23 protein-coding genes are annotated in these 25,876 nt (G+C 70.5%); 11 read left to right on the top strand and 12 right to left on the bottom strand.

Going from position 1 to position 25,876, the window contains the following annotated elements; all coding sequences use genetic code 11:
• Positions 1-19: 19 nt before the first annotated feature.
• Together ACWCPY_RS05345 and ACWCPY_RS05340 are read right to left on the bottom strand one after the other, a co-directional pair.
• Positions 20-508, bottom strand: a complete 489-nt coding sequence (locus tag ACWCPY_RS05345; RefSeq protein ID WP_451262978.1) for a phosphatase domain-containing protein — start codon at positions 506-508, stop codon at positions 20-22.
• 12 nt (positions 509-520) lie between these two features.
• Complete coding sequence (locus ACWCPY_RS05340) at positions 521-1,600, bottom strand: hypothetical protein (RefSeq protein ID WP_451262977.1); 1,080 nt, start codon at positions 1,598-1,600, stop codon at positions 521-523.
• A gap of 267 nt (positions 1,601-1,867) precedes the next feature.
• Here ACWCPY_RS05340 and ACWCPY_RS05335 point away from each other — a divergent pair, with 267 nt between their 5' ends.
• From ACWCPY_RS05335 to ACWCPY_RS05325, 3 genes are all read left to right on the top strand, one after another.
• Positions 1,868-3,238: a polysaccharide pyruvyl transferase family protein gene (locus tag ACWCPY_RS05335; RefSeq protein WP_451262975.1), complete on the top strand. Its 1,371-nt coding sequence runs from the start codon at positions 1,868-1,870 to the stop codon at positions 3,236-3,238.
• Between the two features lie 215 nt (positions 3,239-3,453).
• Positions 3,454-5,877: an ABC transporter gene (locus ACWCPY_RS05330; RefSeq protein ID WP_451262974.1), complete on the top strand. Its 2,424-nt coding sequence runs from the start codon at positions 3,454-3,456 to the stop codon at positions 5,875-5,877.
• Positions 5,878-6,125: 248 nt separating this feature from the next.
• Positions 6,126-7,892, top strand: coding sequence for a glycosyl hydrolase family 18 protein (locus ACWCPY_RS05325; RefSeq protein WP_451262973.1), 1,767 nt, complete (start codon positions 6,126-6,128; stop codon positions 7,890-7,892).
• Positions 7,893-7,963: 71 nt separating this feature from the next.
• Here ACWCPY_RS05325 and ACWCPY_RS05320 read toward each other — a convergent pair whose 3' ends face one another.
• From ACWCPY_RS05320 to ACWCPY_RS05310, 3 genes are read right to left on the bottom strand one after another with little or no spacing between them, the layout of a single operon-like run.
• A complete protein-coding gene (locus tag ACWCPY_RS05320; protein WP_365470425.1) occupies positions 7,964-8,710 on the bottom strand; it encodes a succinate dehydrogenase/fumarate reductase iron-sulfur subunit in 747 nt (248 codons plus the stop codon).
• A complete protein-coding gene (locus tag ACWCPY_RS05315) occupies positions 8,707-10,656 on the bottom strand; it encodes a fumarate reductase/succinate dehydrogenase flavoprotein subunit (protein WP_451262970.1) in 1,950 nt (649 codons plus the stop codon). The genes ACWCPY_RS05320 and ACWCPY_RS05315 overlap by 4 nt, the downstream gene beginning before the upstream one ends.
• 1 nt (position 10,657) lies before the next feature.
• On the bottom strand, positions 10,658-11,365 hold the full coding sequence (locus tag ACWCPY_RS05310) for a succinate dehydrogenase (protein ID WP_451262969.1): 708 nt from the start codon (positions 11,363-11,365) through the stop codon (positions 10,658-10,660).
• 95 nt (positions 11,366-11,460) lie between these two features.
• Here ACWCPY_RS05310 and ACWCPY_RS05305 point away from each other — a divergent pair, with 95 nt between their 5' ends.
• Entirely contained in the window at positions 11,461-12,351 is an 891-nt protein-coding gene (locus ACWCPY_RS05305) for a LysR family transcriptional regulator (RefSeq protein ID WP_403774699.1), read from the top strand.
• Between the two features lie 43 nt (positions 12,352-12,394).
• On the opposite strand, the gene ACWCPY_RS05300 is transcribed toward ACWCPY_RS05305, so the two are convergent.
• A complete protein-coding gene (locus ACWCPY_RS05300; RefSeq protein ID WP_451262968.1) occupies positions 12,395-14,569 on the bottom strand; it encodes a putative bifunctional diguanylate cyclase/phosphodiesterase in 2,175 nt (724 codons plus the stop codon).
• Positions 14,566-15,384 carry an SAM-dependent methyltransferase gene (locus tag ACWCPY_RS05295; RefSeq protein WP_451262966.1) on the bottom strand — a complete coding sequence of 273 codons (819 nt, stop codon included), beginning with the start codon at positions 15,382-15,384 and terminating at the stop codon, positions 14,566-14,568. The genes ACWCPY_RS05300 and ACWCPY_RS05295 overlap by 4 nt, the downstream gene beginning before the upstream one ends.
• Before the next feature lie 1,106 nt (positions 15,385-16,490).
• On the opposite strand from ACWCPY_RS05295, the gene ACWCPY_RS05290 reads away from it, so the two are divergent.
• The 3 genes from ACWCPY_RS05290 to ACWCPY_RS05280 all read left to right on the top strand — a co-directional run bounded on the left by ACWCPY_RS05290 (position 16,491) and on the right by ACWCPY_RS05280 (position 18,115).
• Complete coding sequence (locus tag ACWCPY_RS05290) at positions 16,491-16,622, top strand: hypothetical protein (protein WP_451262965.1); 132 nt, start codon at positions 16,491-16,493, stop codon at positions 16,620-16,622.
• A gap of 16 nt (positions 16,623-16,638) precedes the next feature.
• Positions 16,639-17,406, top strand: coding sequence for a bestrophin-like domain (locus ACWCPY_RS05285; RefSeq protein ID WP_451262964.1), 768 nt, complete (start codon positions 16,639-16,641; stop codon positions 17,404-17,406).
• 175 nt (positions 17,407-17,581) lie between these two features.
• Complete coding sequence (locus tag ACWCPY_RS05280) at positions 17,582-18,115, top strand: hypothetical protein (RefSeq protein ID WP_451262963.1); 534 nt, start codon at positions 17,582-17,584, stop codon at positions 18,113-18,115.
• A gap of 72 nt (positions 18,116-18,187) precedes the next feature.
• Here ACWCPY_RS05280 and ACWCPY_RS05275 read toward each other — a convergent pair whose 3' ends face one another.
• Positions 18,188-19,030, bottom strand: coding sequence for a polysaccharide deacetylase family protein (locus tag ACWCPY_RS05275; RefSeq protein WP_451262962.1), 843 nt, complete (start codon positions 19,028-19,030; stop codon positions 18,188-18,190).
• A 165-nt stretch (positions 19,031-19,195) separates the two neighbouring features.
• Between ACWCPY_RS05275 and ACWCPY_RS05270 the strand changes: the two genes are divergently transcribed.
• The 3 genes from ACWCPY_RS05270 to ACWCPY_RS05260 all read left to right on the top strand — a co-directional run bounded on the left by ACWCPY_RS05270 (position 19,196) and on the right by ACWCPY_RS05260 (position 21,976).
• Positions 19,196-19,657 carry a universal stress protein gene (locus tag ACWCPY_RS05270; RefSeq protein ID WP_451262961.1) on the top strand — a complete coding sequence of 154 codons (462 nt, stop codon included), beginning with the start codon at positions 19,196-19,198 and terminating at the stop codon, positions 19,655-19,657.
• A gap of 109 nt (positions 19,658-19,766) precedes the next feature.
• The gene (locus ACWCPY_RS05265) at positions 19,767-21,209 is read left to right on the top strand and encodes an amino acid permease (RefSeq protein ID WP_451262960.1); all 1,443 of its coding nucleotides are present in this window, start codon (positions 19,767-19,769) and stop codon (positions 21,207-21,209) included.
• A gap of 197 nt (positions 21,210-21,406) precedes the next feature.
• Positions 21,407-21,976 (top strand): sigma-70 family RNA polymerase sigma factor, encoded by a 570-nt coding sequence (locus ACWCPY_RS05260; protein WP_451262959.1) that lies wholly within the window; start codon positions 21,407-21,409, stop codon positions 21,974-21,976.
• Here ACWCPY_RS05260 and ACWCPY_RS05255 read toward each other — a convergent pair.
• A complete protein-coding gene (locus ACWCPY_RS05255) occupies positions 21,910-22,107 on the bottom strand; it encodes a zf-HC2 domain-containing protein (protein WP_451262958.1) in 198 nt (65 codons plus the stop codon). The two genes, ACWCPY_RS05260 and ACWCPY_RS05255, sit on opposite strands and share 67 nt — an antisense overlap.
• A gap of 110 nt (positions 22,108-22,217) precedes the next feature.
• On the opposite strand from ACWCPY_RS05255, the gene ACWCPY_RS05250 reads away from it, so the two are divergent.
• Positions 22,218-22,736, top strand: coding sequence for a hypothetical protein (locus ACWCPY_RS05250; RefSeq protein WP_451262957.1), 519 nt, complete (start codon positions 22,218-22,220; stop codon positions 22,734-22,736).
• A 19-nt stretch (positions 22,737-22,755) separates the two neighbouring features.
• Here ACWCPY_RS05250 and ACWCPY_RS05245 read toward each other — a convergent pair whose 3' ends face one another.
• Genes ACWCPY_RS05245 through ACWCPY_RS05235 form a run of 3 tightly spaced genes read right to left on the bottom strand, consistent with a single transcriptional unit; the run spans position 22,756 to position 25,848 of the window.
• Positions 22,756-23,985 (bottom strand): sensor histidine kinase, encoded by a 1,230-nt coding sequence (locus tag ACWCPY_RS05245; RefSeq protein WP_451262956.1) that lies wholly within the window; start codon positions 23,983-23,985, stop codon positions 22,756-22,758.
• 40 nt (positions 23,986-24,025) lie between these two features.
• Positions 24,026-25,489, bottom strand: coding sequence for a sodium/solute symporter (locus ACWCPY_RS05240; protein WP_451262955.1), 1,464 nt, complete (start codon positions 25,487-25,489; stop codon positions 24,026-24,028).
• On the bottom strand, positions 25,486-25,848 hold the full coding sequence (locus ACWCPY_RS05235; protein WP_403774662.1) for a COX20 family protein: 363 nt from the start codon (positions 25,846-25,848) through the stop codon (positions 25,486-25,488). Before ACWCPY_RS05235 ends, ACWCPY_RS05240 begins: the two co-directional genes overlap by 4 nt.
• Positions 25,849-25,876 lie beyond the last annotated feature (28 nt).

Below are 25,876 nucleotides of genomic sequence, written 5' to 3'. Positions count from 1 at the left end.
CCGGCACACCCGGCAGGGTTCAGGTGCGGCCCTCGCGCTCCTGCGCGTCCTTGAGCGCGTCCGACGGCTTCGCCCAGCGGGCCCGCACCACGGCGAAGCCCGCCTGCTCCGCCGCGTCGCAGACGAGTTCGTCGTCGTCGACCAGCATCCGCACCTCACGATCCCGGCCCAGCCGCCGCAGGATCTCCAGCTTGGTGTGCCGGGCCGGCCTGCGGTCGTCGTCGCGGCGCATGTACACCCGCCCCTCGGGCAGTCCGTGTTGCGCCAGCCAGGCCACGGTGTCCCGGCGGCACCGCTCGGGCCGTCCGGTGAGATATCTGACCTCGCAGCTCTCGGCGCTGCTCAGCACCAGCCGTACCCCTTCGGGGAGCGGTGGGTCGTCGACGGCCGCCGAGAAGAAGCCGTTCCAGTCGCGCCGACGGCCCTCCAGGAAGTGCTGCCGGTGACCGCTGTCCGCTAGCGTGCCGTCCAAGTCGAATACGGCCAGGGGCCGGTGGTCGCCTCTCATACCTCCAGCAAATCAGACCAGCGCGGCCACCAGCAGCACCAGCACGACCACCCCGGCCACCACGGCGGCGACCCGCAGGGACCGGCGCCTGGACCAGACCGGGAGAACCTCGGGGCCGTCGTTTCCCGGGAAGACGTAGAAGACATGGTCGGGATCGTCCGGGACCGCGACCGAGACCAGGTGCAGCCACCCGATCTCGACACGCCTGGCCACCTCGTCGGGCCGGGGCGCGAGTGCCGATTCGACCGCTTTCACGTGGGCGGGGTCCAGGGCGTCGGGGAGCGGATCGCCTGCCGAGGTCAGCGTGACCCGTTCCCACGCTCCGGTGCGTCCGGTCTGCTGGCGGACCCGCAGCGGCGGCGCCGGGTCGGGGAGTTTCGCCGTGCTCCGCTGCGGGGCGTGTCCGACCGAGCCGGCCGTCCACCGGGTGATCAGTCCCGTGCCGTCGCACGGCGCGTGCTTCGTCGACCGCTCGCCCTCGCAGACCGGGCAGTCCCGGAAGCCGGTGTCGTCGCACTGCGGGCACTTCTCCGTGCCCCGCCCTCGGCACCGCGGACAGGCGGTACGGGGCTTGCGGCATTTCACACAGGTGGTCCGCCCGGCGAGCTGCTTCTCCCGCTCCGGCCCGGCGGCCGCACGGTCCTTGCGGCGCTCACCCGTACCGTCGCACCAGGTGCACGGCTCCACACCCTCGCAGGCCGGACACAACGGACCGATGTCGCAGCGCAGTTTCCCCTTGGCCCGGCAGCGCGAACAGGGCTGCCGGCCTCCGTCGCAGCCGCAGTCCACCGTCCGCGCCGAGCCGTGGAGCACCAGCTCCACCTCCCGCGACCGGGCCGGATCCTTCGGCGGCTCGACGGGATGGTCGCGCAGCTCGCCCTCGTACGTCGGCCGCCCCGAGGTGTCGTACGTGCCGGGCCTGGTCTCCGACCGTGTGCTGCGGGTCTCCACGGAGCGGACGATGCTCAGATCCAGCATCGGGTGCCGGGTGATGTCGGCGCCGGCCCGCCGCAACCGGGGCCCCTGTCCCGGGCGGCCGATGTGCCGGGCGATCGCTTCGAGGATCTCGTCCTCGGACAGTGCGTCGGCCATGACCGCGCTTCCACCTCCCCGGTAGGCGTGCCCGCGCGCCCGACGCAGCGTACGGGCGGGGCCGTCCGGCGTTCAAGAGGGCGTACGAGGAGCCCGTGCGGGCCGCACCGGGTGTCCGTCAGACACCACGCGCGCGCCTGCCCGTGCACGGATGGGTCATCCGCCGCTCACGTTCCGCCAAGATCGCAAAAGGTTGTACAGGATGCACGTGGAAGCAAAAGCGTTCGTAAAGCTATATTCAGGTTTGTGGCATCCAACGTTAATGATGTGAAGCGAATACTCCTGCGTTCAGGGAAGAGCCCCTACGACGTCGTCCCTGTCGAGCGCGCCCTCCATGAGGACGTGTTCGCCACCAACTCGGGCAACCTGATCTTCAGCGACGCCGCTCACAAGATCCTTGAGACGCCACGTTCGGAGGTGGTGTCGAACGGCATCACCACCAGGGTCGCCGACGCGGACCGCATCAACAGCGAGTTCGACGTCTTCGTCATCCCGCTCGCCAACGCCTTCCGGCCGTCCTTCGAACCGCAGCTGAAGCGGCTGACCCAGCTCATCTCGAAGCTGAAGATCCCGGTGGTCGTCCCGGGCGTGGGCGCCCAGACCGGCATCAACTACTCCGCGGACCGGCTGAAGCCGATGCAGTCCACGGTCTACGATTTCGTCTCCGCCGTGCTCGACCACAGCGCCTCGATCGGCGTGCGCGGGGAGTTCACCGAGCGGTATCTGCGGGACATGGGCTTCCGTGACGTGGACGTCATCGGCTGCCCCTCGATGTTCCTCCACGGCAGCAAGCTCGTCGTCCGGGAGGACGGCCGGGCGCTCGGGCCGCAATCACGCATCGCCGTCAACGGATCGCACGACGCGGTGCGCAAGCACAAGCTCGGGCAGATCATCGACCGTACCCACGCGCGCTACCCCCACCTCCGGTTCATCGGCCAGAACCTCTCCGACGCCCGTCAGCTGCACTGGCGCGATCTGTCCCACCAGAACGCCGCAATCACCAACATACCCACCCATCCCGACCACCCCATGTACGGGGAGGACAAGGTCCGGGTCTACATCGACCCGGTCACCTGGATGGACGACCTGCGGGGCTTCGATTTCTCCTTCGGTTCCCGGATCCACGGCAACATCGCGGCACTGCTGGCCGGAACGCCGGCCACCGTGCTCTGCGGCGACTCCCGGACGCTGGAGCTGTGCCGCTACTTCGACATCCCGCACCGGACGCTCGCCAAGGTGCCGGCCGACCTGGACCCCGCCGACCTGCACGCCTCGGCGGACTTCGGGCCGCTGATGCGCGGTCACCAGGAGCGCTTCGACCGGTTCATGAACTTCCTCGACAAGAACGGCCTGGAGAACACCTTCACCCACGGCGACGGCGGCACGGCCTTCGAGACCCGGATGAGCAAGCTGTCCTTCCCGCCGGGCGTCCGCCCCTGGGTCGGCTCCGACCCCGCCACTGTGGCACCGCGGCTGAACTGGCTCCAGAGCCGGCTGACCGAACTCGCCACCGAGAACGACCAGCTCAAGCGGAAACTACTGAAGAGCGCCTCGCTGCCCGCCCAGCGCTCCACGTACCAGCGCGCCCGCAGCGTCGTGGGACGGCCCATCAAGCGCGCCCTGCGCCCCTCCCGCTAGGGTCTTTCGTTCGGATCAGGCCGGATCGCGAGCCCGGCATGATCCAGACGAGAGGCCCTGGGGACATTCGCACCGCACGGACCCGCGGGGCCGGCCCGACGGGGCCGGCCTCCGGCCGTTGCGGGCCGGGCCGTATCCATCGCCCCCATGCCTAGAATCGGAGTGTTTGTACCGGGCCGCCTGCCCTGCCCCGATCCGTACGGAGACCTGCGCACATGTCCACCCCCCACGATCCGTACGTCCGGGTGCGCGGCGCCCGTGAGCACAATCTCCAGGACGTCTCGGTCGACATCCCGCGCGACACCCTCACCGTCTTCACCGGTGTCTCCGGTTCCGGGAAGTCCTCCCTCGCCTTCGGGACGATCTACGCCGAGGCCCAGCGCCGCTACTTCGAGTCCGTCGCCCCGTACGCCCGCCGGCTGATCCATCAGGTCGGCGCGCCCGCGGTCGGCGAGGTCACCGGTCTGCCGCCCGCCGTCTCCCTGGAGCAGCGCCGTTCGGCGCCCGGCGCCCGTTCGTCCGTCGGCACGGTCACCACGCTCTCCAACTTCCTGCGGATGCTGTTCTCCCGGGCCGGGGAGTATCCCGCCGGTGCCGAACGGCTGGACTCCGACGCCTTCTCGCCGAACACCGCCGCCGGGGCGTGCCCTCGGTGCCATGGGCTCGGCCTCGTCCACCGCACCACCGAGGAGCTGCTGGTTCCCGACCCCTCGCTGTCGATCCGGGACGGTGCGATCGCCGCCTGGCCGGGGGCCTGGCAGGGCAAGAACCTGCGCGATGTGCTGGACGCGCTGGGGTACGACATCGACCGGCCGTGGCGCGAACTGGGTGCCGAGGAACGGGAGTGGATCCTGTTCACCGACGAGCAGCCGGTGGTGACGGTCCATCCGGTGCGGGAGGCGGGGCGCATCCAGCGGCCCTACCAGGGCACGTACACCAGTGCCCGCCGCTATGTGATGCACACCTTCGCGGACTCCAGGAGCCGCACCCTGCGGGCGAAGGCCGAGCGGTTCCTGACCAGTGCCCCGTGTCCGGTCTGCGACGGCAGCCGGCTGCGTCCGGAGGCACTGGCCGTCACCTTCGCCGGGCATACGATCGCGGAGCTGGCCGCGCTGCCGCTGACCTCGCTCGCCGAGCTGCTGAGCACGGCGGGCGGCAGCGACACGGCGCGGGTGCTGACGGCGGATCTGCTGGGCCGGATCGAGACGGTCACCGAGCTCGGCCTCGGCTACCTCAGCCTCGACCGCACGGCCCCGACGCTCTCCTCCGGCGAGCTGCAACGACTGCGGCTCGCCACCCAGTTGCGCTCGGGACTCTTCGGTGTCGTCTATGTGCTGGACGAGCCGTCGGCCGGTCTCCACCCGGCGGACACCGAGTCGCTGCTGGGGGTGCTGGGCCGGCTGAAGGAGGCCGGGAACTCGGTCTTCGTCGTGGAGCACCAGATGGACGTGGTGCGCCGGGCGGACTGGCTGGTCGATGTGGGGCCGCTGGCCGGTGAGCACGGCGGCCGGGTGCTGCACAGCGGTCCCCCGGCGGGGCTCGCGGAGGTGGCGGAGTCGGCCACCCGGCGTTTCCTCTTCGACGACGGGCCGGCGCCGGTCCGGGAGGTGCGTACACCGTCGGGATGGCTGAGGCTGGACGGGATCGACCGGCACAACGTGCGCGGCGTGGACGCCGCGTTCCCGCTCGGGGTGTTCACGGCCGTGACCGGGGTCTCGGGATCGGGGAAGTCGACGCTCGTCGGGCAGGTCCTGGCCGGTGTGCTCGCCGACCGGCAGGCCTCCGCCGCCGCGGACCCGTCCGCGGAACACCCCGCGCCCTGGTGCGCGTCGGCGCGGGGGCTGGAGGCGGTGGACCGCCTCGTCCAGGTCGACCAGCGGCCGATCGGCCGTACCCCCCGGTCCAATCTGGCCACGTACACCGGGTTGTTCGATGTGGTGCGGAAGCTGTTCGCCGGTACGGACACGGCCCGGGAGCGCGGCTACCGGGCCGGGCGGTTCTCGTTCAACGTGGCGGGCGGGCGGTGCGAGACCTGCCAGGGCGAGGGGTTCGTCTCGGTGGAGCTGCTCTTCCTGCCCAGTACGTACGCGCCCTGTCCGGACTGTCACGGCGCGCGGTACAACCCGCGGACGCTGGAGGTCACGCTGCGCGGGCTGGACATCGCGCAGGTGCTGGATCTGACGGTGGAGTCGGCGGCCGGGTTCTTCGCGGGTACGCCGGCCGCCGAGCGCAGTCTGCGGACGCTGCTCGACGTGGGGCTCGGCTATCTGCGGCTCGGGCAGCCCGCGACGGAGCTGTCGGGCGGTGAGGCCCAGCGGATCAAGCTCGCCGCCGAACTCCAGCGCACCCGCCGGGGCCGCACCCTGTATCTGCTGGACGAGCCGACGACGGGGCTGCACCCCGCCGATGTCGACGTGCTGATGCGGCAGTTGCAGGGGCTCGTCGAGGCGGGCGACACGGTGGTGGTCGTGGAGCACGACATGGCGGTGGTGGCGGGTGCCGACTGGGTGATCGACCTCGGCCCCGGCGGCGGTGACCGGGGCGGCCGGATCGTGGCGGCGGGACCGCCCGTCGAGGTGGCCCGGGTCCCGGGGAGCCGGACCGCTCCGTACCTCCGGACCGCACTCCGTCTCGACTGACTGCCCCGTCACCGTCAACTCGCCTATTGGCCGAGCGAGTTGCCGACCCGGGCAAGCAATGGGGAATGAAACAGTAAAGAACATTGACAGTTACTTGGTCCAGACCAATTATGGGCATGCCTCACGGCCTCTCCTTGCCGTGCGGCACGTGACCCCGGCCGGGAATCACAGGAACGGGCCGCACCCCTCCCCGGGCGCGGCCGAGCCGAGCGATCCGCCCGTTGTCTCACCCCGCTGGGAGCTGCCCCATGAGACGTCCAAGAACAGCCGGCGCCGTCCTGAGCGCCTTGGCCACCGTCGTCGCGTCCGCCGGTCTGATCCTCGGATCGGGCGCCGGCGCACAGGCCGCCACCACCGCCGCCACTCCCCTGCCCGCGCACGTCTTCGCCCCGTACTTCGAGGCGTGGAACGGCGACAGCCCGGCCGCGCTCTCACAGGCATCCGGCGCCAAGTACCTGACCATGGCCTTCATCCAGACGGAGGCCCGAGGTTCCTGCACCCCCTACTGGAACGGCGATTCGGGCACACCCATCGCCCAGTCCGAGTTCGGCGCCGACTTCACCACCATGCGGTCCCGCGGCGGCGACGTGATCCCCTCGTTCGGCGGATACACGGCCGACAACGGCGGCACCGAGATCGCCGACAGCTGTACGAACGTCGACTCCATCGCGGCGGCCTACGAGAAGGTCATCACGACCTACGACGTGTCCCGCCTCGACATGGACATCGAGGACAACTCCCTGGAGAACAGCGCCGGGATCGACCGCCGCAACAAGGCGATCAAGAAGGTCCAGGACTGGGCGGCCGCCAACGGGCGCTCGGTGCAGATCTCGTACACCCTTCCCACCACCACGAGCGGTCTGGCCGACAGCGGTCTCGCGGTGCTGGAGAACGCGGTGTCCAACGGTGCCAAGGTCGACGTCGTGAACCTGATGACCTTCGACTACTACGACGGCGCCTCGCACAACATGGCGCAGGACACCCAGACGGCGATCACGGGTCTCAAGGGCCAGCTGGCCGATCTGTACCCGTCGAAGACCGACGCCCAGCTGTGGGGCATGACCGGCGTCATCGAGATGCCGGGCATCGACGACTACGGCCCGGCCGAGACGTTCACCACGGCCGATGCCACCTCGGTCTACAACTGGGCCGTGGCCAAGGGGCTCAGCACCCTGTCGTTCTGGGCGCTCCAGCGTGACAACGGCGGCTGCCCCGGCACCGGCGGGAGCGACACCTGCTCCGGCATCGCACAGGACACCTGGTACTTCAGCCACACCTTCGCCCCGTTCACGGGCGGCGGCACCGGTCCGGTGACGGACGACTACTCGGTGGCCGTCGCGCCCGCCTCGGCGACGGTCGCCCCCGGCGGCTCCACGACGGCGACGGTGAACACCGCGGTCGTCTCCGGCAACGCGAAGACCATCGCGCTGACGACGAGCGGGGCGCCCGCGGGCGTGACGGCGACACTCAGCCCGACCTCGGTCACCGCGGGCGGGACGTCGAAGCTGACGGTCCAGGCGTCGGCCTCCGCGGCGCCCGGCACGTACACGGTCTCCGTGACCGGCGCGGCGGGCACGCTCAGCCACACGGCGTCCTTCACGCTGACGGTGTCGGGCCCGGGTGGCGGCACCGGGGCCCTGGTCAACGGCGACTTCGAGACCGGAGCGCTCGGCCCCTGGACGTGCGAGTCCGGTGGCGCGGTCGTCTCCTCGCCGGTGCACGGCGGTTCGCACGCGCTCGCCGCGGCGGCCACCGCGTCGCAGACCGGTGAGTGCGCGCAGACCCTCACCCTGTCCCCCGGCACCAAGTACACGCTGAGCGGCTGGGTGCAGGGCAGCTACGGATACCTCGGGGTGCGCGGCGACGCGACCGCGAGTGTCTGGGGTTCGTCGAGCGGCTACGCGAAGCAGTCGGTGACGTTCACCACCGGTTCGTCCGGCAAGGTCACCGTCTATCTGCACGGCTGGTACGGGCAGGGCACGGTCTACGGCGACGACATCTCCGTGACCTCCTGATCCGCCGGAGCGGATGAGGCTTCCCGGTCCCGGAGGTGGGCGGCCTCCGGGGCCGGGAACCCGCGCTTCGCTCAGCGGCGCACCTTGCGGGTGGCCCGCAGCCACTCCTTGTTCATGGCCGAGATCGACGGCAGCGGGATGCCCTTGGGGCAGGCGGTGGCGCACTCCCCGGTGAGGGTGCAGCCGCCGAAGCCCTCGCTGTCCATCTGGCCGACCATGTCGAGTACCCGGGTCTCGCGCTCCGGGGCGCCCTGCGGCAGGACGTTGAGGTGGTTGACCTTCGCCGAGGTGAAGAGCATCGCCGAGCCGTTGGGGCAGGCCGCCACGCAGGCGCCGCAGCCGATGCACTCGGCGTGCTCGAAGGCGAAGTCGGCGTCCGGCTTGGGCACCGGGGTGGCGTGCGCCTCGGGGGCGGTGCCGGTCGGCGCGGAGATGTAGCCGCCCGCCTGGATGATCCGGTCGAAGGCCGAGCGGTCCACGACCAGGTCCTTGACGACCGGGAAGGCCGAGGCGCGCCACGGTTCGATGTCGATGGTGTCGCCGTCCTCGAAGGACCGCATGTGGAGCTGGCAGGTGGTGGTGCGCTCGGGGCCGTGGGCATCGCCGTTGATGACGAGGCTGCAGGCACCGCAGATGCCCTCACGGCAGTCGTGGTCGAAGGCGACGGGGTCGTCGCCGGCGAGGATGAGTTCCTCGTTGAGGGTGTCGAGCATTTCGAGGAACGACATGTCCTGCGAGATGCCGTCCACTTCGTAGGTGGACATGGCGCCGGGTGCGTCGGCGTTCTTCTGGCGCCAGACGCGCAGGGTGAGCTTCATGCGTAGCTCCGCTGAGTGGGGTGGACGTACTCGAAGACGAGGTCTTCCTTGTGCAGGACGGGGGCCCGGCCGGTGCCGGAGAACTCCCAGGCGGCGGCGTAGGAGAATTCCTCGTCCCGGCGGGCGGCTTCGCCGTCCGGGGTCTGTGACTCCTCGCGGAAGTGACCTCCGCAGGACTCGGCGCGGTGCAGTGCGTCGAGGCACATGATCTCGGCGAGCTCCAGGTAGTCGACGATGCGGTTGGCCTTCTCCAGCGACTGGTTGAACTCGTCGCCGGTACCGGGGACCTTGATGCGGCGCCAGAACTCCTCGCGGATCCGCGGGATGCGTTCGAGCGCCGTGCGCAGCCCGTCCTCGGTGCGGGCCATGCCGCAGTACTCCCACATGAGCTCACCGATCTCACGGTGGAAGGAGTCGGGGGTGCGGTCGCCGTCCACGGAGAGCAGCAGGTTCAGCCGGTCCTCGGTGTCGGCGACGACCTCCTCGACCACGGGGTGCGAGGCGTCGATCTCCTCGTGGTGCGGATTGCGGGCCAGGTAGTCGTTGATCGTCGACGGGAGGACGAAGTAGCCGTCGGCGAGGCCCTGCATCAGCGCGGACGCGCCGAGGCGGTTGGCGCCGTGGTCGGAGAAGTTGGCCTCGCCGATGGCGAAGAGGCCGGGGATGGTGGTCTGGAGGTCGTAGTCGACCCAGAGTCCGCCCATCGTGTAGTGCACGGCGGGGTAGATCCGCATCGGGGTCTCGTACGGGTTCTCCGCCGTGATCCGCGCGTACATGTCGAAGAGGTTGCCGTACTTCTCCTCGACCTTGTCCCGGCCCATCCGCTGGATGGCCTCGGCGAAGTCCAGGTAGACGCCCTGGCCGCCGGGGCCGACGCCGCGGCCCTCGTCGCAGACGTTCTTGGCCGCGCGGGAGGCGATGTCCCTCGGGACGAGGTTGCCGAAGGCGGGGTAGATGCGCTCCAGGTAGTAGTCGCGCTCGTCCTCGGGGATCTCGTTGGCGGGGCGGTCGTCGCCCCTGGCCTTCGGGACCCAGATCCGTCCGTCGTTGCGCAGCGACTCGCTCATCAGCGTGAGCTTGGACTGGTGGTCGCCGGTGCGCGGGATGCAGGTGGGGTGGATCTGGGTGAAGCAGGGGTTGGCGAAGTAGGCGCCGCGTCGGTGGGCACGCCAGACGGCGGTGGCGTTGGAGTTCATGGCGTTGGTCGACAGGTAGAAGACGTTGCCGTAGCCACCACTGGCCAGGACGACCGCGTCCGCGAAGTAGGTGTCGATCTTCCCGGTGACGAGGTCGCGGGCGACGATGCCGCGGGCCTTGCCGTCGACGACGATCAGGTCGAGCATCTCGGTGCGGGCGTGCAGTTCGACGTTGTCCGCGGCGATCTGCCGGGACAGCGCCTGGTAGGCGCCGAGCAGGAGCTGCTGGCCCGTCTGTCCCCGGGCGTAGAAGGTTCGGGAGACCTGGACGCCGCCGAAGGAACGGTTGTCGAGGAGGCCGCCGTACTCCCGGGCGAAGGGGACGCCCTGGGCGACGCACTGGTCGATGATCTCCACGGAGATCTGGGCGAGCCGGTGGACATTGGACTCGCGGGCGCGGAAGTCGCCGCCCTTGACGGTGTCGTAGAAGAGCCGGTGGATCGAATCGCCGTCGTTGCGGTAGTTCTTCGCGGCGTTGATGCCGCCCTGGGCGGCGACCGAGTGGGCGCGGCGGGGCGAGTCCTGGAAGCAGAACTGGACCACGTGGTAGCCCTGTTCGGCGAGGGTCGCGCCGGCCGAACCGCCGGCGAGGCCGGTGCCGACGACGATGACGGTGTGCTTGCGGCGGTTGGCCGGGTTGACCAGCTTCGCCTGGAAGCGGCGGGTGTCCCAGCGTTCGGCGACGGGGCCCTCGGGGGCCTTGGTGTCGACGACGGGCGCGCCGGTCTCGTAGTGCGAGTAGTCGGTCATGTCAGCTCACGACTCCGGTCATGACGGCGACGGGTACGGAGATGAAGCCCACCGTCAGCACCAGTGCGAGGACGTTGGCGATGGTCTTGAGAACACGTTCACGGGTCGCTCTGCCCGCGCCGAGTGTCTGGGCGGCGCTCCAGAAGCCGTGCTGGACATGGAGTCCGAGGGCGAGCATGGCGACGATGTAGATGACGTTGCCGTACCAGGTGGAGAAGGTGTCGATGACGTTCTGGTACGGGTGCCCGGACTGGAATCCGCCGGAGTGCACGGTGCCCGTCGTCAGGTCGAGGATGTGCCAGACGATGAACAGGGCGAGGATGATCCCGCCCCAGCGCATGGTGCGGGTGGCATAGCCGGAGCGCGGCTTCTTGTGTACGTACTTGGCGGGGCGCGCCCGGATGTCGCGGCGGCTCAGCTGGTACGCGGAGACGGCGTGCAGCACCACGGCGGCGACGAGCACCACGCGGACGATCCACAGCGCCCACTCGTAGTGCAGGAAGGGCTCGCCCATGGTCCGCAGCCAGTGCGCGTAATGGTTGAACTCTCCGGACCCGAAGAAGATCTTCAGGTTGCCGATCATATGGACGACCAAGTAGAGCAGCATGATCAAGCCGCTCACGGCCATGATCGTCTTCTTGCCGACGGACGAGTCCCAGAGCGTACGCGTCATGGACGGCCGTCGGTCCGTCCGGGTAGCCAATGCCATGGACACGACGCTAGGACCGAACCACCTCATCAGTCCAAGACATGGAGCGGCTCATGTTCATAGGCTGAGGCTATCGTGCTAGCTAGAGTGGGTTCATGCAGTTCCAGCAGCTGACGTATTTCGTGGCGGTGGCCGAGACCCGTCACTTCACCCGCGCCGCCGAGGAGGTACATGTCTCGCAGCCCTCGCTCTCCCAGCAGATCAGGGCGCTGGAGAGCGAGCTGGGGGCGGAGCTGTTCAGCCGGGCGCGCGGCAACATCACGCTCACCGACGCGGGCGAGGCCCTGCTGCCGCTGGCCCGCCGTATCCTCGCGGACGCCGACACGGCACGCCACGAGGTGCAGGAGCTGGCACAGCTGCGCCGGGGCCGGGTCAGGCTCGGCGCGACGCCCAGCCTCTGCACGGGCCTGCTCCCCGAGGTGCTGCGCGCCTTCCACGACCGGCATCCGGGGATCCGGCTGCTGCTGGAGGAGGGCGGCTCGCTCGACCTGGTACGGGAGCTCGCGCGCGGGGCACTCGATCTCGCCCTGGTCGTGCTGCCGCTGCCCGCCGCGTCCCCCGCGCTCACAACGGTCGAGCTGCTCCAGGAGGACCTGGTCGTGGTGTCCTCGGCGCAGGCACCGCGGCCCGGCCGGGGCGGGAGCGTACGGATCGCCGACCTCCAGGGCGAACCCCTGGTGATGTTCCGGCACGGCTACGACCTGCGGGAGCTGACGGTCGCCGCCTGCCGGGCGGAGGGCTTCGAACCCTCGTTCACCGTGGAGGGCGGGGAGATGGACGCGGTGCTCGGCTTCGTCCGGGCGGGGCTCGGGATCGCGGTGGTGCCGAGCATGGTCGCCGGCCGGTCCGGACACGGCCTGCGGACCACACCGCTGGCCCGGCCGGGCCTGCGGCGCACGATCGCGCTCGCGCACCGCAGCGACGTGGCCCCGCCGCGCGCCGCACGCGAGCTGCAGAAGGTGCTGCTCGCCGCCGGACGGGCCTGAACCGGACCGTCCGGCGGCGGGGGGCGGGCCGGGCCCGCCTCCCTCACACGGCGTCGGCCAGCAGCAGCGAGTGGATCCGGTCGGGCGCGCCCGGCCTGGCGTAGTACCAGCCCTGAGCCGTGTCGCAGCCCAGCTTGCGCAGCTGCTCCGCCTGGGCCCCGGTCTCCACGCCCTCCACCGTGACCGCGAGGTCCAGGCTGTGCGCCAGCGAGACGATCCCCTCGACGATCTTCAGATCGACCGGGTCGGCCGGGTGCTGCTGCATGCCCATCGTGAAGGAACGGTCCAGCTTGAGGACGCTCACCGGCAGCCGGCGCAGATTCGCCAGATTCGAGTACCCGGTGCCGAAGTCGTCGAGCGCTATGTCCACGCCCATCTCGGCCAGTTGCCGCAGCGGCTTGAGCAGGTCGTCGTCCGCGCCGATGAGCGCGGACTCGGTGACCTCCAGGCAGAGCGCCCCGGGTTCGAGCCCCGAGCGCTCCAGCACGTCGACCGTCTCGGCGACCAGCCGGGGATGGTGCAGCTGGGTGGGTGAGAGGTTGACGTTGATCCGCAGCGGACCGCCGTCGGTGTGCCTCTCCTGCCAGAAGTTGGCCTGGCGTACGGACTCCTCCAGCACCCAGCGGCCCAGCGGCACGATCAGCCCGGTGTGCTCGGCGAGCGGGATGAACCGGTCCGGGCCGAGCACCCCGTGCTGCGGGTGGCACCAGCGCACCAGCGCCTCCGCACCGTGCACCGTGCCGTCGTCGAGGTGCACGAGCGGCTGGTACTCGATGAAGAACTCGCCGCGGTCCAGGGCGGCGGGCAGCGCGGTGGTCAGCCCGTGCCGCGTGATGGCGCGGGCGTCGGCCTCCTCGTCGGCGAGCTCGAAGCGGTTGCCGCCCGCCGACTTGGCCCGGTACATCGTGATGTCGGCACTGCGCAGCACCTCGGCCGCGTTGCGCTCGCGGGCCGGTCCTTCGACGACCCCGATCGATCCGCGCACGGTCAGCTCGCGGCCTTCCAGGCGGATCGGGGTGCCGAGCACGCCGAGGATGCGGCAGGCGAGTTCGGCGACCTCCGTCTCGGTGTCGGGGCCGGTGGTCAGGGCCACGAACTCGTCGCCGCCGAGCCTGGCGACCATCTCGCCGGGCGCGGTCGCACAGCTCTGCAGCCGGTCGGCCACCTCGACCAGCAGCCGGTCCCCGGACGCGTGGCCGAGGCTGTCGTTGATCGCCTTGAAGCCGTCCAGGTCGAGGTAGCACAGGCCGAACCGGCTGCTGTCGTCGGCGGACAGCGCCTTCTCCAGCCGTTCGAAGAACAGCGTCCGGTTGGGCAGACCGGTGAGCGCGTCGTGCGTGGCCTCGTACCGCAGCCGCAGATTGAGCAGCCGGCGCTCGGTGGTGTCCTCCATCAGCGCCAGCTGGTACTGCGGCCTGCCTTCGGCGTCACGCAGCAGGGACACCGTCAGATTGGTCCACAGCACGGTGCCGTCGTTGCGGTAGTACGGCTTCTCCACCCGGTAGTGCTCTCGTTCGCCGCGCACCAGCTCGTCGTAGTACTTCCAGACGTGCGGCGAGTCCTCCGGGTGGACCCATTCGTTGACCTTGTGGCTGCGCACATGGTGGTCGAGTCCGCCGAACATCCGGGTGAGGGTGTCGTTGACCTCCAGCACATTGCCGTCCAGGTCGGCGATGCCGATACCGATGGCCGCGTCCTTGAACACGGCGCGGAAACGTGCCTCGGTCGCGTGCAGTGCCCGTTCGGCGTCGGAGCGGGCGGTGAGCGCCGAGCGCGCGATGGCCTCCTGCTCGGACAGAGTGCGTTCGCGCAGCGCCTGGGTGAAGCCGCCCGCGAGGGCGTGCTGGATCCGGGCGCAGCGGGCTCTGCTGTCCTCCGTCGACAACGGCGTCGCGCCGTTGCCTCCGCAGTAGAGCACCAGGTACGAGTCGACGACGCCGAGCGTGCTGCTCAGCGCGTCCGGGTCCGTGCAGTGCGCGGCGACGAGAGCGGCACCCACCTCGCTCGCGGGCGCGGCGTCGAAGGGCCAGGCGTGCAGGATGTCGCTGAGCCCGCGGGCCAGCGGCAGCAGATGCTGTTCGAACTCCGTGCGCGTCAAGGAGGTGGCCGTCGAAGGGAAGATGGCCCGGCTCCAGATCGTGGCGAATCTCCGGAGCCGGTCCTCGGGACCGTCGGGCTCCGTGTCCGGCGCACCGGACGACTGGGCGGGAATGCTCACGCCTTGCGTCCCACTCCCGCGAAGCCCGAGAACGCGAATGGGTCCTCCTGCTCCGCGACCACCGGGGTGTCCGGGCGCCAGTGCGGCATCGACACGAGCCCGGGCTCGACCATCTCGTACCCCTCGAAGAAGCTCGCGATCTCGTCGCGGGACCGCATGACCAGGGGGTTGCGGATGCTCTTGTAGACCTCGACCGTGCCGCCCGCCTCTTCCCGGGTGAGCGGAATGCCCTCGTACGAGGCGTGGGTGAGGACGAGGAGGCTGCCGGGGGCGAGGGCCTCGCGCAGTCCGGCTACCGCGGCCTGCGGGTCGTCGGAGTCCTCGATGAAGTGGAGCACCGCGACGAGCAGCAGCGCCACCGGGCGGTCCAGGTCGATCAGTCCGGAGACCTCCGGACTCTTCAGGATCTCCTGCGGGCGGCGCAGATCCGCGGCGGCGACCACCGTCCGGTCGTTTCCGTCGAGTACGGCGCGGCTGTGCGCCACCGCGACCGGGTCGTGATCGACGTATGCCACCCGGGCCTCGGGATCGGCCGCCTGGGCGACTTCGTGGACATTGCCGAAGGTCGGTATTCCGGAGCCGATGTCCAGAAACTGGGTGATGCCCTCACCCACCGCGTAACGCACGGCTCGGCGCATAAACGCGCGATTCGCCTGCATGATCTTGGGGAGTCCAGGCATGAACTCCATGGCCTTGCGCGCCGCTTCCCGGTCCACCTCGAAATTGTGCGATCCGCCCAGATAGAAGTCGTACATGCGGGACACGCTCGGCACCGAAATGTCTATGCCTCGCGGTGCCCAGGCGGGACGCTCCATCAATGTCTCCAACAAGTCGCCACGGCGATCCGGCCATGTTCATGGTCAGTGTTGTCCAGAGGCTACTGATCGTCCGCCAAGAGAGCGAGCGGAAACGGAAATTAGCCGTCCGTTATTGGTCACACACCAGTGGCATGTGCAACCGGCCCGTCGCTACGGGTGACATTCGGCATCGGACCGCTCCGGGGGAGGCGTCGCGCGATGCCGGCGATACCCTGCACCGCTCACACCTCGGCCGTTGAAGTAGCCGGTCATACAACCGGTTTCACATCGCGGAAAAAGGTCTGGACCGGATGGCGGCCGATGTCCTGCCACTTGACTCCGCCGGACCGATTGCGGGTGGCAAATCACTTGGCGGCGACGTGATTGGCAGCATTCTTTACCAATGCGGCAATAGCCGTTCGCTCCATGTTGGCAGTCACCGCGCCGGCCTGCCGCACCGACCGGACGACCCCCGCGCCGGACCACCGTCCGCCGCAGGGCAGGCAAGGGGTTCGGCCTGGAGACCGCGTCAACTCACGAACCGGACAACCAGGTTGCGGATCGCGCCCGCTTCAACCGCCGCTTCTGGCACGGACCGCGTGCCCGCTCGGTTCACCAGGGCCTCATGACTTCCCCCGGCGGCAAACATCCGCCGCCCCATGTCCCCACCATCAGGCGAATCACGTCTTCCCACCGCGTGTCCCGCGAGCGGCCGGAACATGCTCCCGGTCGTGTACGGATCACTCATAGGACGGCTCACGGCAGCCGTCGCCCTGCTCTGGCTGCTGAGCACCCCGACGCCCGCGGTCGCGGACAGCTGCGCATACGCCTCCATCGGTGAGAACGGCGGCAGTTCGTCGGTCGCCACGTCGGGCGACGGCAGCTGCCACGCGGGCCCGATGCCCGAGCCGACGCCACCGCCCTCACCGCGACCGCCGCCCCCCCCCCCTCCGCCCTCGCCGACTCCGCCCCCTCCTCCTCCCCCACCGCCACCCGCGCCACCGCGACCGGAGCCGGAGCCCGCACCCCCGCTGCCTGCACCGACGCCCACGCCCACCCCTACGCCCACTCCGACACCCCCGCCCACACCCTCGGCACGCCCCGCACCGCCATCGCCCCGGCCCGTGGCCCTGCCCTCCTACCACAAGCCGGCACGCAAGGCCGTCCGGCACGGCACCTCCCTGGTCACCCTCACCCTGGTGATCACCGCGCCCGCGGTGTTCGCCGTCGCCGTACTGCGTCCACGCTCCCGCTGACCTCCGGAGGATCACCATGTCGGAATGGCTTGTTCTCGCTCTCGCCATGGTCGCGGCGAGCGCCGTCGTCCTGACCATCGCCGTGCTCAACAACCGCCGGGTCGGGGAGGACGACGACCCGTCCGAGACTCCTGACGTCATCGAGTACATGACGATGATGATCGGCGTGGTCTACGCGATCGTGCTGGGCCTCGCCATCGCGGGAGTCTGGGAGGGCCGCGGCGCCGCCCAGGAGTACGTACGCCTGGAGGCCCAGGCCCTGCACGAGGTGCAGGCCCGCTCCGCCGTCTACCCGGCCGAGGTCCGCTCCCGTATCCGCGCGGACGTCGACGCCTATGTCCACCACGTCGTCCACGACGAGTGGCGGGCGATGAGCGAGCGCGGCACGCTGACCGCCGAGGGGACCCGCCTCCTGGACCGGGTGCGCGCCGACGTCACCCAGTACCGGCCGAAGAACGACCACGAGGGGCAGGCATATCAGCCACTGGTCGACGAGGTGGCCGCGGCCGACGACGCACGCAGCGCACGCGGCCAGAGCGCCGGTGCGACCATGCCGGGCGTGGTCTGGTTCGGCCTGATCATCGGAGCCCTGGTGACCGTCGGGCTGTTGTTCACGCTGCAGATCCGCAGGACCTTCCGCGAACTGCTGCTGGCCGGCCTCTTCAGTGTCCTGATCGCCTTTCTGCTCTTCCTGATCTGGGACTTCGACTCCCCCTTCGGGCGGGAGATCTCGGCCACCGCGGCGCCGTTCCTCGATCTGTTCCCGCGCGCCGCGGGCGGATAGCGATCCGCCGGAACACGGGTGATGCGCCGCTCGGGCGAAGCCGGTGCCCCGGGCGGCGCACTCCGATCGCGGGCACCCTGCGCGACTCCTAGCGTCTGGCGGGTCGAGGTGCATTTCTGACACTTTGTGGAAACTCGTTCCGCAAGTGCTCCTCGGGGACCCGGAGGACTCACCCATGCGCGCCGCAATACGTGTCGCACCCGTCGCCCTGCTCGGCGCCGCACTCGCCCTGACCGCTCCGTCCGCGATCGCGGACGCGGCGCGGCCGGGGAGCGCGTCCTCCGCGACCGGATTCACCGTCACTCCGTCGGTGATCACGCCGGGAAGCCAGGTCACCCTGGCCGCCCGGGGGTGCCGTACCACCGCAACCGCCGGCTCGGGCGTCTTCGACACCGTCACCATTCCCACCGGCCGCTCCGTCGCGGCCACGGTCGACTGGGACGCGAGACCCGGCGCCTCCTACGAAGTGACGTTCATCTGCGACACGTCGCCCGACTCCCCCGCGAGGTCCGGTCTCACGATCGCCGCGCTCTCGCACGCGCCCACCACCGGTGCCACGGTGGCCGCGGCCGGTGCGGGGAGCGGGCCCGGCGGCGGCATCGGCACGACCGGCACCGTGAAGACCGCCGCCGGAACGGCGTTGGCGGTGATCGCGGCGGCCGGCGCCGTGTATCTGGCACGCCGTCGCGGGGAGAGCCGCGCGCACTGAGAGCAGGGGCGGTGCGCCGACCGGACGAGAAGTCGCCCCGGGTCCTGTCGCGGGACCCGGGGCGCCGTCGGCTCAACGGCGCTGCGGCACCGTGATCCGGTAGCCCTCGTCGAGCAGTTCGGGCAGGTAGCGGCGGAGCGCCGTCACACTCTGCGAACGGTCGCCGCCCGCGTCGTGCGACAGCACGACGACGCCGGGTGCGGCCCCGTCCCGGACGCGGCGGACGATGGTGCCGACACCGGGTTCGGTCCAGTCCAGGGTGTCGACGGTCCAGGCCATCGGTTCCATGCCCAGGTCGGCACCGATCTCGAAGGAGTTGCGGTTCCACGCCCCGTACGGTGCCCGGAACCAGAGCGGCGGAGCGCCGGTGATCTTCTCGATGACCTCGCTGGTGGCGCCCAGTTCGTCGCGGACGCCGGCCCGGGAGAGCCTGGTGACCAGGGGATGGGTCCAGGAGTGGTTTCCGATGGTGTGACCGTCGTCGGCGATGGCCCGCACCAGGTTCTGGTTGTCGTTGGCCATCTCTCCGCAGACGAAGAACATCGCGCGGACATCGTGTTCGCGCAGGGTCGCGAGGATGTGCGGGGTGTAGAGCGGGTCGGGCCCGTCGTCGAAGGTGAGCACCATGGCGTGCCCGATCCCGGGCAGCTCCTCGAAGGGCCTCGTGCGGACGGGCGGCGGGGTCGGCCGGAAGCGGGGCGGGGCACCCGCGGTCATGGGCTGGAGCCGGTAGGCGGCGGGCCCCGCCCGGAAGGCAGACGGGGGTCCGGCCGCCCCGGCCGAGGGCGATGCGGTGGCCCGGAGCTCCTCTCCGGCCGGATTCGCTGCGATCGTGTGCACGGCGGCGGTCGCACCGAGTCCGGCGGCCAGCCGCAGCAGTGCCCTGCGTCCCGGCAGCCTCTGATCATTTTTCATGACCTACTGCTCGCACGGCGGTGGTCCCGCTCTTGTCATCGACACCGGCCGACGAGGGGTTTGCACCCAATGGAGGGATCTCCGGCACGCCATCCGGCAGCTTCCGACGAGGCCGTGCCGCAGCCCGCTACGGGGGCGGACCGGGCAGCGGATAGCCTCACTGCCGTGACAGAACCGCAGCCTCATCAGTTCGAACGTGGCACAGACGGCCCGAAAGTGATCGTCGCAGGCCTGGACGGGTCCGATTCCTCCATGCGTGCCGCGGCCTACGCTGCGGGACTGGCCCGCCGCCAGGGCGCCGTGCTCGCCCTCGTGTACGTCCAGCCCGTGCTGCCCGCCGGGGCCGCTCTCGGCGCCCCGGTCGCCGACACGACCGGTGAGGTCGCGGAGGGGCTGGTGAGCGAGATCCGGGAAGCGACGCACCGGATGAAGGACATATGGGACGTGCGCTGGGAGTTCCACACCTTTCGCGGCGACCCGTACAACGGCCTCGTGACCGCGGCGGACGAGCTGAAGGCGGATGCCGTGGTCGTGGGAGCCTCGGAGTCGGCGGGCCACCGGTTCATCGGCTCGGTCGCGATCCGGCTGGTGAAGGCGGGCCGTTGGCCCGTCACGGTGGTCCCGTAAGCGTCCCGGAATCCTCCGCTCCGCCGGACGGCACGCCGTCTTCCGCACCGGCCCCGCCTGAGCCATCATGAGCGCCCGTCAGGGACAGCCGTCAGCGAAGAGGTGACTCATGGCAAGGCTCCGAGTGGGCGAGGGTGTGCTGCGCCGCAAGCCGATCGAGCAGATCGACGAGAAGGGGGCCGCGGGAGAGGCCTCCACTCAGCTCACCAGAACACTCGGACTCTGGCAGCTCACCGCCATCGGCGTGGGCGGCATCATCGGCGCGGGCATCTTCACCCTCGCCGGCACGGTGGCAAACGGCACCGCCGGCCCCGCCGTCCTGGTCTCGTTCCTGATCGCGGGTGTGGCGAGCGCGGCGGCCGCATTCAGCTACGCGGAGTTCGCCGGCCTGATCCCGAAGGCCGGCTCCGCCTACACCTACGGCTACGCGGTGCTCGGCGAGCTGGTGGGCTGGTTCATCGGCTGGGACCTGCTGCTGGAGTACACGGCGATCGTGGCGGTGGTCGCGATCGGCATCTCCGGCTACTTCAGCTTCCTGCTCGGGGAGATGGGGCTCGAAGTACCGAAGTGGATGCTGGGCGCGCCCGGCACCGGCGACGGCCACAAGGTGGACCTGTTCGCCGCACTGCTCTGTCTGCTCGTCGCGTATCTGCTGACTCTCGGGATCAGGAACGCGGCCCGCTTCGAGACGATCGTGGTCGTCCTGAAGGTCCTGGTCGTCCTGCTGGTCATCGGCGTCGGCATGTTCCACATCAACACCGCCAACTACTCCCCGTTCTTCCCGTTCGGGATCAGCGGGGCCTTCACCGGTGCGGCCACGGTGTTCTTCGCGGTGTTCGGTTACGACGCCATGTCGACGGCCGCCGAGGAGTCCAAGGACGCCCAGCGCCATATGCCGAAGGCGATCCTGTACTCCCTCGGGATCTCCATGGTGCTCTATGTGGCGGCGTGTCTGGTGCTCACGGGGATGCAGAGCTACAAGGACATCGATCCGGAGTCCGGATTCTCCACGGCCTTCAAGTCCGTGGGGCTCGACCGGCTCGCCGATGTGATCGCGGTGGGCGCGATCATCGGCATCCTCACGGTGATGTTCACCTTCATGCTCGGCGTGACCCGGGTGTGGTTCTCGATGAGCCGTGACGGGCTGCTGCCGAAGTGGTTCGCCAAGACTCACCCGACCCGGCACGTGCCGACCCGGGTGACCTGGATCGTCGGTTTCGCCTCGGCCCTGATCGCAGGGTTCCTCCCGATCGGCGAGGCGGCCGAGCTGACGAACATCGGTATTCTGCTGGCGTTCGTCGTGGTGTGCATCGCGGTGATCGTGCTGCGTTACAAGCAGCCGGACCTGCCGCGCACCTTCCGTACCCCCGGCATGCCGTTCGTCCCGGCCCTCGGGGTGGTGTTCTCGGTCTGGCTGATCACCTTCCTGCAGTGGCAGACCTGGGTGCGGTTCGTGGTGTGGTTCCTGATCGGTCTGGTCATCTACTTCGGCTACTCGTACCGGAAGTCGGAGATGGCGAAGGCGCCCGCGACGGATACGGGTACGGGCTGACCCGGTGTACCGCGGCTGTCCGGCGCCCGTGTGCCCACCGCGCCGGCCGCCGCCCGACCGTTCACCGCACCATTCGCCGCACTGTGCGACCGCTCGTCGCACGGAGCCGCCCACCTCCTGTTCCTCGGCGCCCCGATGCGTTCGTATACGCCAGTCGGCAGCGCAACGGCAGGACCTCGGCGGAAAGGGCGTTCACGATGACCACCACGACGACCGATGAGCGGGCCCTCGCGGAGCTCCAGCGGGAACACGGGCCCGCCCTCCTCCACTTCCTGCTCGGTCTGACCTTCGGCGACCGGCAGCGGGCCGAGGACCTGCTCCAGGAGACGCTGGTACGGGCCTGGCAGCATCCGGAGGCCTTCGACGCCCCGTACGACTCGATGCGGCCCTGGCTCTTCACGGTCGCGCGGCGGCTCGCCATCGACGCCCGCCGCTCCAGGCAGGCGCGTCCGGCCGAGGTCGGCGACGCGGTGCTGGAGACCACCGCGACCGGGGAGGACACCGCCGAGGCCGCGGTCTCGGCCCTCGATGTGCGCGACGCGGTGCGCACCCTCAGCCCGGAACACCGCGCGGTCCTCGTCCAGATGTACTTCCGCGGGCTCACCGTGGAGGAGACGGCCCGGGTGCTCGGCATCCCGGCGGGCACGGTCAAGTCCCGCTCCTACTACGCACTGCGTCAGCTCTCCCGCAATCTGCCCGGTTACTCCAGCAGGTCCTCCTCGCGCAGCAGGGCGAGCAGCGAGACGGCCTCCGCGACCGCCACGTAGTCTGCGGCGCAGCGGTCGCAGGACTGCAGATGACAGGAGACCGTTCGGGTCTCGCCGGCCGTGAGCGCGTCGAGTACGTAGGCGCCGAGCACATGCCGCATGTGGGGGCCCTTCCCGGGATCGGAGGTCATCGCATCCTCGTGTCGTGAACGGATCCTGTCCTTCTGGCCACGCGGGCCGCACTCCCCCGGTTCAATGCTCCGTGAAGCGCGGTGCCGAACAGAGAAAGAGGCGAGACGGGATGCGCCCGGAGCGTCAGGACGGAACCAGTGGGAACGGTCTGCTGGTCCCGATGGCCTGGATGTACGCGGAGTACATCGCCGATGAAATGCTGCGGACCGGCAATCTGATGGAGCCGTCCACACTGGAGTACCGCGCGGGCCGCGACGCCCTCGCGCTCACCGTCTTCCTCTCCGAGGGTGCGGTGCCCGATGCGCTGCCCGCGGCCCGGCTGGACGAGCTGCGCCTGCTGACGGCGTACGGAGCGGCGTGGTGCGGCTGGGTCCGGGAGCGGCTCGACACGCTCGGCGCGGTCCCGGCGGCCGGGCCGGCCGGTGCGGATCCCGATCTGGCCATGGCCCGCGCGGCCTGGCGCTGGCTGGAGGAGACCGAACTGCTCGCGGCCGACCTCGATGCGATCGGTGCGCCGCCGTGGGAGGCGGTGGGAGACGAACCGGACGCGGAGGAGACGGCCCAGGTGTGGACGCCGGCCTGGCAGCTGGGCCTTCCGCTGGGGCATCTGGCGATCCATCTCCACTGAGCGGCGACCGGCCCGCCGGTCAGGAACCGTGCACCCCGGCACGGTACTTCGGCAGCCGCACCGTGATCTTCATCCCGGCACCGATGCCGGTCTCGATGACGAGTCCGTAGTCGTCCCCGTACACCTGGCGCAGCCGTTCGTCGACGTTGAGCAGTCCGATCCCGGTGGAGTGGCCGCCCTCGCCGCGCAGGATGTGGCGCAGCCGTTCCGGGTCCATTCCGGTGCCGTTGTCCTCGATGACGACCTCGGCCTCGGAGCCGGCGTCGAAGGCGCTGATGGTGATACGGGTCGGGGTCTCCCCCGCCGGTACGGAGCCGGCGTCCCGGGGCACGGCCACGGCTCCTTCGAGGCCGTGCTTGACGGCGTTCTCGACCAGTGGCTGGAGGCAGAGGAACGGCAGGGCGACGGGCAGTACTTCGGGGGCGATCTGGAGGGTGACCGCGAGCCGTTCGCCGAAGCGGGCCCGTACGAGTGCCAGGTACTGGTCGATGGAGTGGAGTTCGTCGGCGAGGGTGGTGAAGTCGCCGTGGCGGCGGAACGAGTAGCGGGTGAAGTCGGCGAACTCCAGCAGGAGTTCGCGGGCGCGTTCCGGGTCGGTGCGGACGAACGAGGCGATGGCGGCCAGTGAGTTGAAGATGAAGTGCGGGGAGATCTGCGCCCTCAGCGCCCTGATCTCGGCCTCGATGAGCTGGGTGCGGGAGCGGTCGAGTTCGGCGAGTTCCAGCTGTACGCAGACCCAGCGGGCCACCTCTCCGGCGGCTCTCGCCAGCACCGCGGATTCGCGCGGCGCGTAGGCGATCAGGCTGCCCAGCACCCGGTTGTCGACGGTGAGCGGCACGGCGACGGCCCAGCGCAGCGGGCAGTCGAGGTCGTCGCAGTCGCTGCGGAAGGCGGTGTCCCGGCCGCTGGCGAGAAGGCCCCGCACCTGGTCCATGACGTGGCGGCCGTGGTGCTCGCCCTCGCCGTCCCAGACGAGCACCCGTTCGCGGTCGGTGAGGCAGAGCGCTTCGGTGCCGAGCAGCGAGCGCAGCCTGCGGGCGGATCTGCGGGCGCTCTCCTCGGTGAGCCCGGCGCGCAGCGGGGGCGCGGCGAGCGAGGCGGTGTGCAGCGTCTCGAAGGTGGCGTGTTCGACGGGGGTCCCGACGTCGCTGGTGCGCAGGGGGCGTGCGGTGCGGCGGCCGAGCAGGAACCCCGCGCCGAGGAGCAGGAGGGCGAGCAGGACCAGTACGGCGTATCCGGCTCCGGTCATCGGTGCCTCCCCGATGTCGTGAGGGCCCGCTGCCGGGCCCTCACAGGGTTTCCGGGAGGTGGAAGCGGGTCATGGCCGCGTTGGTGCCGGCGGGTATCCGGCCGGGGGTGGCGAGGGACACCAGGACCATCGCGAGGAAGCCGACCGGCACCGACCAGACGGCGGGCCAGGCGAGCAGTGCGTGCGGCCAGCCGGGTGGGCGCACCGCGCCGCTGACGGTGATGGCGACGGACAGGAACGCGGAGCCGCCGCCGAGCAGCAGTCCGGCGATGGCGCCGGGCGGGGTGAGCCGCCGCCACCAGATGCCGAGGACCAGCAGCGGGCAGAAGGAGGACGCGGAGACGGTGAACGCCATGCCCACGGAGTCGGCGACCGGCACCCGGCTGACCATCAGCGAACCGGCCAGCGGTACGCACATGGCGAGGACGGTGGCCAGCCGGAAGTGCCGTACCCCGCGCGAGGGGAGCACGTCCTGGGTGATGACTCCGGCGACGGCCATGGTGAGCCCGGAGGCGGTCGACAGGAACGCGGCGAAGGCGCCGCCCGCGATGAGCGCGCCGAGCAGGTCCCCGCCGAGCCCGCCGACGAGCCGCCCGGGCAGCAGCAGCACCGCGGCGTCCGCGTCCCCGCCGTGGATCAGTTCGGGGGCGTACAGCCTGCCGAGGGCTCCGTACACCGGGGGCAGCAGGTAGAAGACTCCGACGAGTGCGAGGACGGCGACCGTCGTGCGGCGGGCGTCGCGGCCGTTGGGGCTGGTGTAGAAGCGGACGACGACGTGCGGCAGGCCCATGGTGCCGAGGAAGGTCGCGACGATCAGCCCGTAGGTGGCGTACAGCGGGTGGTCCGCGCGGAAGACGGAGAGCTGCTCGTCGAAGGTGACCCGGGGGCTCCCGTCGTCCTGCCAGGCGAGCACCAGGAAGATCGCGGGGACCAGGAGCGCGGTGAGCTTCAGCCAGTACTGGAACACCTGGACGAAAGTGATGGACCGCATGCCGCCCGCGGCGACGGCTATGACGACGACGGACGCCACGAGTACGTCGCCGAGCCAGCCGGGCGCCCCGGTGAGGATCTTGAGCGTCAGCCCCGCGCCCTGGAGCTGCGGTACGAGGTAGAGCCAGCCCGCCGCGACGACGAAGACGCTGACCAGCCTGCGCACCTGCCGCGATTCCAGCCGCCCCTCGGCGAAGTCGGGCAGTGTGTACGCCCCCGAGCGGCGCAGCGGTGCGGCGACGAAGACCAGCAGCACCAGATAGCCCGCGGTGTATCCGACCGGGTACCAGAGCATGTCCGGGCCGTGCACCAGCACCAGGCCCGCGATGCCGAGGAAGGAGGCGGCGGAGAGGTATTCGCCGCTGATGGCCGCGGCGTTGAGCCGGGGCCGCACGGTGCGCGAGGCGACGTAGAAGTCGGAGGTGGTGCGGGAGATGCGCAGTCCGAATCCGCCGACGAGGACGGTCGCGAGGACGACGGCGGCGACCGCCGCCACCGCATACGTACGGCTCACGGCGTGGGGCGGCCTTCCACGAGCCGGGCGAAGTCGCGTTCGTTGCGTTCGGCCCGGCGCACGTACCACCAGGCGATCAGGGTGAGCGGTGGATAGGCGGCGAAGCCGAGGACGGCCCAGACGAGCGCGGCGCTGTGCAGGGCCTCGAAAACCAGCGGCAGCGTCCCGACGACCACGGCGAGGACGGTGAACGCGGTCAGTCCGGCCCGCAGTTGGCTGCGCATCAGCGACCGGACGTACGCGCCGCCGAGTGCGGTCTGCTCGTCGATCTCCGACTGGGTGCGGTAGCGCGGCAGCGGACGCACCCGCCGGGGCTCCCCCGTCACCACTTCGCGCCGGGGCGCTGGCTCTGCGGACATGGGCCCGGAGTGTACGCAGCACCGGACC

The organism is Streptomyces sp. NPDC002403 (assembly GCF_053593015.1).
Note: the sequence above shows the minus strand (reverse complement) of the source record. Positions and strands in the feature narration are given on the sequence as shown.

Bases quoted from the DNA above. Each gene is read 5' to 3' on its own strand.
- ACWCPY_RS05345 (WP_451262978.1), bottom strand. From the start codon at position 508: ATGAGAGGCGACCACCGGCCCCTGGCCGTATTCGACTTGGACGGCACG.
- ACWCPY_RS05340 (WP_451262977.1), bottom strand. From the start codon at position 1,600: ATGGCCGACGCACTGTCCGAGGACGAGATCCTCGAAGCGATCGCCCGG.
- ACWCPY_RS05330 (WP_451262974.1), top strand. From the start codon at position 3,454: ATGTCCACCCCCCACGATCCGTACGTCCGGGTGCGCGGCGCCCGTGAG.
- ACWCPY_RS05325 (WP_451262973.1), top strand. From the start codon at position 6,126: ATGAGACGTCCAAGAACAGCCGGCGCCGTCCTGAGCGCCTTGGCCACC.
- ACWCPY_RS05320 (WP_365470425.1), bottom strand. From the start codon at position 8,710: ATGAAGCTCACCCTGCGCGTCTGGCGCCAGAAGAACGCCGACGCACCC.
- ACWCPY_RS05315 (WP_451262970.1), bottom strand. From the start codon at position 10,656: ATGACCGACTACTCGCACTACGAGACCGGCGCGCCCGTCGTCGACACC.
- ACWCPY_RS05310 (WP_451262969.1), bottom strand. From the start codon at position 11,365: ATGGCATTGGCTACCCGGACGGACCGACGGCCGTCCATGACGCGTACG.
- ACWCPY_RS05305 (WP_403774699.1), top strand. From the start codon at position 11,461: ATGCAGTTCCAGCAGCTGACGTATTTCGTGGCGGTGGCCGAGACCCGT.
- ACWCPY_RS05295 (WP_451262966.1), bottom strand. From the start codon at position 15,384: ATGGAGCGTCCCGCCTGGGCACCGCGAGGCATAGACATTTCGGTGCCG.
- ACWCPY_RS05285 (WP_451262964.1), top strand. From the start codon at position 16,639: ATGTCGGAATGGCTTGTTCTCGCTCTCGCCATGGTCGCGGCGAGCGCC.
- ACWCPY_RS05280 (WP_451262963.1), top strand. From the start codon at position 17,582: ATGCGCGCCGCAATACGTGTCGCACCCGTCGCCCTGCTCGGCGCCGCA.
- ACWCPY_RS05275 (WP_451262962.1), bottom strand. From the start codon at position 19,030: ATGAAAAATGATCAGAGGCTGCCGGGACGCAGGGCACTGCTGCGGCTG.
- ACWCPY_RS05265 (WP_451262960.1), top strand. From the start codon at position 19,767: ATGGCAAGGCTCCGAGTGGGCGAGGGTGTGCTGCGCCGCAAGCCGATC.
- ACWCPY_RS05260 (WP_451262959.1), top strand. From the start codon at position 21,407: ATGACCACCACGACGACCGATGAGCGGGCCCTCGCGGAGCTCCAGCGG.
- ACWCPY_RS05255 (WP_451262958.1), bottom strand. From the start codon at position 22,107: ATGACCTCCGATCCCGGGAAGGGCCCCCACATGCGGCATGTGCTCGGC.
- ACWCPY_RS05250 (WP_451262957.1), top strand. From the start codon at position 22,218: ATGCGCCCGGAGCGTCAGGACGGAACCAGTGGGAACGGTCTGCTGGTC.
- ACWCPY_RS05245 (WP_451262956.1), bottom strand. From the start codon at position 23,985: ATGACCGGAGCCGGATACGCCGTACTGGTCCTGCTCGCCCTCCTGCTC.
- ACWCPY_RS05235 (WP_403774662.1), bottom strand. From the start codon at position 25,848: ATGTCCGCAGAGCCAGCGCCCCGGCGCGAAGTGGTGACGGGGGAGCCC.